This is a genomic window from Ideonella sp., from assembly GCF_036277275.1.
GTDB lineage: Bacteria > Pseudomonadota > Gammaproteobacteria > Burkholderiales > Burkholderiaceae_C > Ideonella.
On record NZ_DASUNH010000045.1, the window covers coordinates 1 to 9,233 of the forward strand.

General features: G+C 66.0%; 8 protein-coding genes. 5 read left to right on the top strand and 3 right to left on the bottom strand.

Annotated features, from left to right (window positions below; translation table 11 throughout):
• The first annotated feature begins 36 nt into the window (after nt 1-36).
• From VFY73_RS09280 to VFY73_RS09300, 5 genes are all read left to right on the top strand, one after another.
• Nucleotides 37-303 carry a peptidoglycan-binding domain-containing protein gene (locus tag VFY73_RS09280; RefSeq protein WP_329717941.1) on the top strand — a complete coding sequence of 89 codons (267 nt, stop codon included), beginning with the start codon at nt 37-39 and terminating at the stop codon, nt 301-303.
• A 41-nt stretch (nt 304-344) separates the two neighbouring features.
• Nucleotides 345-1,652, top strand: coding sequence for a zinc-dependent metalloprotease (locus tag VFY73_RS09285; protein ID WP_329717944.1), 1,308 nt, complete (start codon nt 345-347; stop codon nt 1,650-1,652).
• Nucleotides 1,653-1,784: 132 nt separating this feature from the next.
• Nucleotides 1,785-5,330: a DNA polymerase III subunit alpha gene (dnaE, locus tag VFY73_RS09290; RefSeq protein WP_329717929.1), complete on the top strand. Its 3,546-nt coding sequence runs from the start codon at nt 1,785-1,787 to the stop codon at nt 5,328-5,330.
• A 120-nt stretch (nt 5,331-5,450) separates the two neighbouring features.
• Nucleotides 5,451-5,906, top strand: coding sequence for a hypothetical protein (locus tag VFY73_RS09295; protein ID WP_329717931.1), 456 nt, complete (start codon nt 5,451-5,453; stop codon nt 5,904-5,906).
• A 99-nt stretch (nt 5,907-6,005) separates the two neighbouring features.
• Complete coding sequence (locus VFY73_RS09300) at nt 6,006-7,322, top strand: patatin-like phospholipase family protein (protein ID WP_329717933.1); 1,317 nt, start codon at nt 6,006-6,008, stop codon at nt 7,320-7,322.
• Here the strand turns inward: VFY73_RS09300 and VFY73_RS09305 are convergent.
• The 3 genes from VFY73_RS09305 to VFY73_RS09315 all read right to left on the bottom strand — a co-directional run.
• The gene (locus VFY73_RS09305) at nt 7,280-7,684 is read right to left on the bottom strand and encodes a ComEA family DNA-binding protein (protein WP_329717935.1); all 405 of its coding nucleotides are present in this window, start codon (nt 7,682-7,684) and stop codon (nt 7,280-7,282) included. The genes VFY73_RS09300 and VFY73_RS09305 overlap by 43 nt on opposite strands.
• Before the next feature lie 45 nt (nt 7,685-7,729).
• The gene (locus VFY73_RS09310) at nt 7,730-8,668 is read right to left on the bottom strand and encodes a porin (RefSeq protein ID WP_329717937.1); all 939 of its coding nucleotides are present in this window, start codon (nt 8,666-8,668) and stop codon (nt 7,730-7,732) included.
• 54 nt (nt 8,669-8,722) lie between these two features.
• The coding region (locus VFY73_RS09315) for an ABC transporter substrate-binding protein (RefSeq protein ID WP_329717939.1) at nt 8,723-9,233 on the bottom strand (511 nt) is incomplete at its 5' end.

The window sequence follows — 9,233 nt, forward strand, 5'->3', positions numbered from 1 at the left end:
GACCAGGGCGAGCTGGTCCGGGAGATCCAGCGCAAGCTGGGCGTCGAGCAGGCCGGTACCTTCGGCCCCAAGACGGAGGCCGCGGTGCGCGCCTTCCAGCGGAAGCTGGGAATGGTCGGAGACGGCATCGTCGGCCCCAAGACCTGGGCCGCACCGGGGAGATCCTGGACGCCGACATCGGCATCGAGAGCCTGTCGTCGCGCAACCGCCGTACTGAACGGGCCCAGGTGCTGGCCGGGCGCCCGTTGGCCGATGCCGCGTCGCTGCTGCAAGCCGACGGCGAAGCCCACCTGGCGGAACTGATGCGGCATGGCGAGGGGGCAGTGCAGTGCCAGCATGGTGCGATGGCGGCTGAGCAATTGACCTATGCGCTGGACGTGCTGCAGGCGCGCGGTGAGGTCGACCCTGCCAGCCCCGAAGCCGATGCCTTCGTGCAGGCCTATCTGTTCGACGTGACGATGCACGAGGTGGGCCACACGCTGGGCCTGCGGCACAACTTCCGTTCGTCGCGCATCTACAGCGACCAGCAGTTGTCCGATCCCGAATTCACCCGCAGCCACAGCCTGGCCGGCTCGGTGATGGAATATGCGCCGGTCAACCTCGGCGGCCCGGGGCAGCCGGCGCCGGAGCCGTTCCAGACCACGCTGGGCCCGTACGACTACTGGGCGATCGAATACGCCTACAGGCCGTTTGCCGAGGACACGACCGCAGCCGAGCAGGACGCCGAACTGCAGCGGATTGCAGCGCGCTCGTCAGAGCCGCTGCTCGCCTACGGCACCGACGAAGACAACCTGCTCGGGCTGGATCCGGAGTCGCTGGTGTTCGACCTCGGCGATGACCCGCTGGCCTTCGCCAAGAAGCGCATCGCAATCGCACGTGAGTTGTTCGAACGCCAGGAAAACCGGCCGCTGAAGCCGACCGAGGACTACACCGTGCTGCGCCGTGCGCTTGGCTATGCGCTGCGCGACGCCACCCGCGCCGCTGGCGTGCTGGCGCGCCAGATCGGCGGCCTTCGCACACTGCGCGACTATCCCGGCTCCGGGCGCGATCCGCTGCAGCCGGTGCCGGCGGACGTGCAGCGCGAGGCGCTGGACACGCTGGCGCAGGACTTTCTCGGGGCCGGCAGCTTCCGCGTCTCGCCGGCCTTGGCGCGCAAATTGGCGCCGGACTTCCTGGAGCGTTTCGGCGGCACCGAGCCAGTACCGACCGATTACGCGATCGACGCCATCGTGCTCGATCTGCAACGTGCGTTGCTGAACCAGCTGATGAGCGAAACCCTGGCGGCGCGCCTGCTGGACGCGCAAGCCAAGGCCGATTCGCCAAAAGAAGCGTTCGGCCCGAGCGAGCTGTACAGCCGTTTGACGCGCGATATCTGGGCCGAGCTGAGCCGTCCGGGCGACATCCCCACTGCGCGGCGCGATCTGCAGCGCGAGCACTTGTCGCGCCTGGCCAATCTGCTGCTGAAGCCGTCTTCGAACAGCCGTGCCGATGCGCGCAGCCTGCTGCGTGTCGAGGCCCGCGGCCTGCTCGACCGCATCGCCAAAGCCAGCAGGCGCAGCGGCCTGTCGCCGCAGGCCCGCGCCCACCTCGTCGACAGTGCCAACGCGCTGCGCAGCGCGTTGACGGCGACCGTCCAGCGCTCCGGGGTCTGACTGCCAGGCGGCGATGCCCGCCGCACTGGCAAGAATCGTCATCGAGGCGACGCGGCGCCGTCAAAGCTGGCTCGCTCGGCAGGAGCGGGCGTCGGGGCGCCATGTTGAACGAGTGGCTTCGTAGAATGCCGCATGTCGTTCGTCCACCTGCGCACCCACACCGAATTTTCAGTTGTCGACGGCACGCTGCGCGTCGATGACGCCGCCGCAGCGGCGGCGGCCGATGGCCAGGTGGCGCTGGGTATCAGCGACCTGGCCAACCTCTTTGGCGCCGTCAAGTTCTACAAGGCATGTCGCGGCAAGGGCGTCAAGCCGCTGCTGGGCGCCGACATCTGGCTCGAGCCCTTCGATGCCACGTCTGCAGACAAGACAGCCAGTCGGTTGCTGCTGGTGGTGCAAAACAGCCAAGGCTACCTGAACCTTTGCGAGCTTCTGGCCCGTGCGTGGACGCGCAACGTGCAACGTGCGCAAGCCTGGATCACCTGGGACTGGCTGGCCGAGCTGGGCGATGGGCTGATCGCGTTGTCGGGCGCGGAGCATGGGGCCGTTGGCCTGGCGCTGCTGGCCGGCGATCGGGCGCGTGCGGTGCAGGCGGCCGAACGGTTGGGCGGCCTTTTTCCCGGCCGCTTCTACCTGGAGCTGCAACGCGCCGGGCTGGCGCAGCATGAGGCGCTGGTGCGCGCCACGGTGCCATTGGCTGCGGAGCTGAAGCTGCCGGTGGTGGCCACGCACCCGATCCAGTTCCTGGCGCCGGACGACTTCGAGGCGCACGAGGCGCGCGTCTGCGTGGCCGAGGGCGAGACGCTGGCCAACCCGCGCCGCGTCAAGCGCTTCGGCCGCGAGCAGTACTTCAAGAGCCAGGCGCAGATGGAAGCCCTGTTCGCCGACGTGCCTTCGGCCGTGGCGAACACGCTGTTGATCGCGAAGCGCTGCAACCTGTCTCTGGTGCTGGGCAAGCCGCGCCTGCCGGACTTCCCGACACCGATCCAGGCCGACGGCACGCCGATGCCGATCGACGCTTTCTTCCGCCAGGAGTCGTTCGAAGGGCTGGAGTTGCGGCTGCAGCTGCTGTTCCCGGACGTGGCCAAGCGTGATGCGGAACGGCCGCGTTATGTCGAGCGGCTCGAGTTCGAGATCGGCACGATCCTGAAGATGGGCTTCCCGGGCTACTTCCTGATCGTGTCGGACTTCATCAAGTGGGCCAAGGCCAACGGCTGCCCGGTGGGCCCGGGCCGGGGCTCCGGCGCCGGCTCGCTGGTTGCCTATGCGCTGTCGATCACCGACCTTGACCCGCTGCAGTACAACCTGCTGTTCGAGCGTTTCCTGAACCCGGAGCGGGTCTCGATGCCCGACTTCGACGTCGACTTCTGCCAGGGTAACCGCGACCGCGTCATCGACTATGTCAAGGACAAGTACGGTCGCCCGGCGGTGAGCCAGATCGCGACCTTCGGCACGATGGCCGCGAAGGCGGCGCTGCGCGACATCGGTCGCGTGCTGGGCATGGGCTTCGGCCATGTCGACTCGATCGCCAAGCTGATCCCGGCGCCCCCGGGCAAGACGGTGACGCTGGCCAAGGTGCCCGAGAAGCCGGACCCGGGCGTCATCTACGCCCGCCAGGAAGCGCCCGAGCTGGAGCAGCGCGAAGCGGCCGAAGAGGAAGTGGCCGAGCTGCTGTCGCTGGCGGCGCGCGTCGAGGGCATGGTGCGCAACATCGGCATGCACGCCGGCGGCGTGCTGATCGCGCCGGGCAAGATCACCGACTTCTGCCCGCTGTACCAGCAGCCTGGCAGCGACTCGGCGGTGAGCCAGTACGACAAGGACGACGTCGAGGCGATCGGCCTGGTCAAGTTCGACTTCCTGGGCCTGGCCACGTTGACGATCCTGGAACTGGCGAAAGACTTCATCGTTGCCCGCTACCCGGACAAGAAGGACTTCGCCTACGAGACGCTGCCGCTGGACGACCGCGCGGTTTACAAGCTCTTCTCGGACGGCCTGACCGAAGCCGTGTTCCAGTTTGAATCGCGCGGCATGCAGGGCATGTTGCGCGATGCGAAGCCAAGCCGGCTCGAAGATCTGATCGCGTTGAACGCGCTGTACCGGCCGGGCCCGATGGACCTGATCCCCAGCTTCGTCGCGCGCAAGCACGGCCGCGAAGAGGTCGAGTACCCGCACCCGCTGGTCGAGAAGGTGCTGTCCGAGACCTACGGGATCATGGTCTACCAGGAACAGGTGATGCAGACCGCCCAGGTGCTGGGTGGCTACAGCCTCGGCGGCGCGGACTTGCTGCGCCGTGCGATGGGCAAGAAGAAGGCCGAGGAGATGGCCGAGCACCGCGAGATCTTCCGCAAGGGGGCCGCGGGCAACAACATCCCGAAGGAAAAGGCCGACGAGATCTTCGACCTGATGGAGAAGTTCGCGGGCTACGGCTTCAACAAGTCGCACGCCGCCGCCTACTCGCTGCTGGCCTACCACACCGGTTGGTTGAAGGTGCACTACACGGCCGAGTTCTTCGCGGCCAACATGACGATCGAACTGGGCGACACCGACAAGCTGAAGGTGCTGCTCGCCGATGCGACAAAGAACTTCAAGATCACGTTCGAGCCGCCCAACGTCAACAGCGGTGTCTACCGCTTCGAGCCGATGCCGGGGCCGGAAGGGCGCAAGAAACTGCGCTATGGCCTGGGAGCGATCAAGGGCACGGGGCAGGGCGCGATCGAGGCGATCGTTGCGGCCCGGGAGTTGGAGGGGCCCTTCACCAGCCTGTTCAACTTCTGCGCCCGGGTCGACAAGGGCAAGTGCAACAAGCGCGTGGTCGAAGCGCTGATCAAGGCCGGCGCCTTCGACACGCTGCACCCGGACCGCGCCGCCACGTTGGCCAGCGTGGGCCTGGCATTCGACTGGGCCGAGACGCAGGCCGCCAACGCGAACCAGGGCGGGCTGTTCGACTTCGGTGACGACTCGGCCCACGGCTCGCACACGCAAGAGCCGCCGCTGGTGCCGGCCGAGCCGTGGTCGGTGCGCGAGAAGCTGAGCCTGGAGAAGACGGCGATCGGCTTCTACCTCTCGGGCCACCTGTTCGACGAGAACGAGGCCGAGGTGCGGCGCTTCTGCCCGCGCCGCGTGGCCGATCTGATCGACTCGCGCGATCCGCAGTTGCTGGCCGGCATCGTGACCGACCTGCGCATCGTCAACGGGCAACGCGGTCGTGTCGGCATCTTCAAGCTCGATGACTGCAGCGAGCCGATCGAAGCGGTGGTCAACGAAGAGCAGCTCGACGCCAACCGCGACCTGCTGCGTGAAGACGAATTGATCGTGGTGCAAGGCAAGGTGCAGCCCGACCGCTTTTCAGGCGGTCTTCGCCTGAACATCAACCAGGTCTGGGACCTGGCCGGCGCAAGAGCGCGATTTGGGCGCTACCTGTCGGTCGAGTTGAACGGCAGCGGAACGGCGCCGGTGACGGAACTCGTGCGCAGCTTCCCGGCTCGCGTGGAACAAGCCGCGGAAGAGGGTGCAGGCGATCTGGTGCAGGGCCTGGCCGTGCGCCTGATGCTGAAGCGACCCGGTGCGACCGCGGAGCTCGAACTGGGCGCGGCGGGGCGATTCTGGCCGAGCGACCAGGCCCTGGCCCGTTGGCGGCAGTTGGCACACGAGGGCAAAGCCGCGATCGTCTACGGATAAGCCCTGACCTTGCAGTGGTAATAGTTGGTTTCTGGGGCCTTGATCGGACAACCGGACGGTCGACTAGCACGTTCCAATGTGAACTTGTGTTGCGCCGGTCCGCGCTTTGAGGTCCTGACGATGAGAACGATGAAGGAAGGTAACGCCCATCCGGCTGCGCGCGCGGCGGTGTGCACTTTGGCGCTGGCCGCTGTGGGACTGGTCGGCCTGCTGGCCAGCCCGGCCACACGGGCCGCTGATGTGGGCGTCTCGATTTCCGTCAGCCAACCAGGCGTGTACGGTCGCATCGACATCGGTCGCTTCCCCCAGCCTGAGCTGATCGTCGCGCAGCCGGTGATCATTCATCAGCCTCGGGTGGTGGTGGCCCAACCGGTGCAGCCCGTCTACCTCTGGGTACCACCGGGTCATCAGAGAAACTGGGGCAAGCACTGCTCGCGCTACAACGCCTGCGGTGTGCCGGTCTACTTCGTGAAAGAAGAGTGGTACCACCGGCACGTGGCGCCGGCCCAGACGGAACGCCGCGGCCCGCCGGAGCATTCGCACGGCCGCGGCCGCGGCCACGACAAGCACGACTGATCGGCCTCTTGGCGAAGCGTCGCCCCACTCAATTGAGGCCCGCTTCCCTTGCATTTGGGGCTTTCGCCCTCGGCCGGCCCGCCTAGACTGGTCGGCATCATGAAGCCTCCCACCCCCGTCACCGGCTTGATCCTCACTGGGGGTGGTGCGCGGGCGGCTTACCAGGTGGGCGTGCTGCGTGCCCTGGCCGATATTCGCCGACAGTGCGAAGCGCCAGCCGGCAACCCTTTTCCGGTGATCACCGGCACCTCGGCCGGCGCCATCAACGCCGCGGCCTTGGCGGGCGATGCCGATGATTTCGAGCAAGGGGTCGCCAAGTTGGTGTCGATCTGGCAGGGCTTCCACGCTGACCAGGTTTATCGCGCCGACTCCATCGGTGTTATCCGCTCTGGCGCCCGTTGGTTGACGATGATGTCCATCGGCTGGGTCATCGCTCGTTGGCGCCGGCTCAAGCCGCGTTCGTTGCTGGACAACGCGCCGCTGGCAGGCCTGCTGGAGCGCATGGTGAGGCTCGAGCGTGTCCCCGAGCTGATTCGCGACGGCCACCTGAAGGCGCTGGCCGTCAGCGCATCCAGCTACACGTCGGGTGAGCACGTGACGTTCTACAACGCCGCCGAAGAGGTGACCGCCTGGGTGCGATCGCAACGGCGGGCGGTGCGCGACCACATCGGCTTGCCGCATTTGCTGGCTTCGTCGGCGATTCCCTTTGTCTTCCCAGCCAAGCAGTTGACCATCGACGGCGAGCCTGAATGGTTCGGCGACGGCTCGATGCGCCAGGCCGCACCGATTTCGCCGGCCATCCACCTGGGCGCCGAGCGCATTCTGGTGATCGGTGCCGGCCGCATGCACGAGCCGCCGGGCAAGCGCCAAGTCAGCAGCGACTACCCCACGATGGCGCAAATCGCCGGCCACGCGTTGTCGAACATCTTCCTCGACGCGCTGGCGGTGGATTTCGAGCGCCTGCAGCGCATCAACCGCACGCTGCAACTGCTGCCGATCGAAGCACGAGAGAAGAGTGCGCTGCGGCCCATCGACGTCTTGCTGATCGCACCGAGTCAGCGCCTGGACGACATTGCCGCGCGGCATCTGGATGCCTTGCCTCTGACCATTCGCACGCTGTTGCGTGGTGTGGGGGTGAGCGGGCAGGGCAGCGCTGCTCGAGGCGCAGCCTTGGCCAGCTACCTGTTGTTCGAGGCTGATTTCACCCGTGAGTTGATGGACCTCGGCGAGAGCGACACGTTGGCCCGTCGCGACGAGGTGGCGCGTTTCTTCGGCTGGGTGCCGCGCTGGCCGTCCGATGGCGACGATGTCAAGGCCACACTCAAGCGGCATGCGTCAGCCGTCAACGACCCGCTGACCCCTGAGTCCGTGCACTACTTTGCCGGTGGGGCCGCCACTGCACCGTTGCCCGCCTGATCGGCGGAGTACGGTTGCCCGCCGACCCGCAACCCTGCGGCAGACAGCCGTGTGGCGTGGCTCGGGCCAATGCCTTTCATGCGGCCGATGAAATCTTCCCAGTTTCCGAAACGGCCATGGGCCCGTTCGGCCAGGATGCGCTCGGACAACTGCGGCCCGATACCTTTGACCATCTCCAGTTCGGCCTGATTGGCGAGGTTGAGGTCGGTCGTGCGCGGCAATGCGGCCAGCGTTACGGCGGTCAGGCCGGATCCGAGGGTACCGGCGGCTGCCAGGCAGAGGAAGCGGCGGGTGATCGAGCGATGCCACATCGCGCCAGCATGCCATGTCTGCTCTGGAAATTCCCATGAAAAAAGCCGCACCGGTTGCCCGGCGCGGCTTTCGTATCAGATCAGACCGAAGTCAGATCAGAAGTTGTGGCGGATGCCCAGGGCGAACGAGTTGCGATCATCGCCATAGAACTGAGCGGCGTCGTCGGCCACGTTCACAGACGTGTAGTAGCCGTACACCTTCGTGCGCTTGCTCAGGTTGTAGTTGTAGCCGACGGTCCACTGGGTGGCGCCGCTGTCGTCCACTTCGCTGTAGTCACCCGTGCGACCGACGTTCAGGTGCAGTTCGTTCGCGCCGAAGGCGTACATGCCAGCCAAGCGGAAGTTGTTGCGGTTACCGGCCCCTTCGAGGGTGGCGCGCTGGTAGTAGGCGCCCACGGTGAAGGCGCCCATTTCGTACAGACCGCGGAGGGCGAACTGCTTGTTTTCGTCCTGCTTCGAGAAGCCGGCACCCAGGTGCAGAGGACCGCGGTCGAAGTTACCAGCCAGATCGTAGGTGCGCTCGGTGGTAGCGGAGCCTTCGGCCACGGAGGCGTGGAACTGGAAACCCCCGAAGTTAGGCGACGCGTAGCCGACCTTGTTCGCGGTCACGTACGTGTCGAAGGCGTACAGCGTATCCGAGGACAAGCCGGTGTCGTGGTTGTGCATGCTGATGTAGTCAGCAGTGGCGTAGTACGACTCGGGGGTGAAGTTGCCCAGACGGACGGTACCGAAACCGCCGCCCAGGTTGACTTCCGACTGACGACCCCAGAACGTGTCTGCAGCCTTGCCGTTCGTCGGATCGAAGCCGTGTTCGATCTGGAAACCAGCCTTCAGGCCGCCGCCCAGGTCTTCCGTGCCCTTGAAGCCGATACGCGACGAGTTGTTGTTCACTTCGCTGAAGCGGTCACCGTCTTCGCCGACCTTCTGGCTCTCCAGCGTCACGTTCAGACGGCCGTACACGGTCACCGACGACTGGGCGAAGGCGCCAGAGGCGGCCACGGCGGCCAGCAGGCCGAGCGCGAATTGCTTTTTCATGTGAGTCTTCTTCCTCTCGTTTAGGGGGGAACCCGAATTCTGCCTAAGCCTGTCTCAGCGGACGACTGCGATCTGCTCGCGCTTGTCTGCTTTGTAGGTAAAAAGCGTCAGTGCCCCGTTCTTGATATCGCCCTTATCGTCAAAAGCGATAGTTCCTGTCACTCCCTTATAACCAGAGGTTTTAGCGAGTGCGGGCAGGTACACCTTCGGATCTGCGGACCCGGCCTTGACCATCGCGTCGACCATCACCATGGTGGCGTCATAGACGTACGGGGCGTAGATCTGCACGTCGGCGTTGAACTTCTTCTTGAAGTCGACCTTGAACTTCTCCATCGCCGTCTTCTGCGCGCCTTCGACACCACCGGCTTCGGCGCACACCACTTGGCCATCAGCCATCGAGCCCGCGGCCAGCTTGGGCAGCTCACCCGAGCAGATGCCGTCGCCACCCATGAACTTGGCGGTGATGCCCAGCTGCTTCATCTGGCGGATCATCGGGCCGGCCACCGCGTCCATGCCGCCGTAGAACACGACGTCGGGCTTGGCGGCCTTGATGCTGGTCAGGATG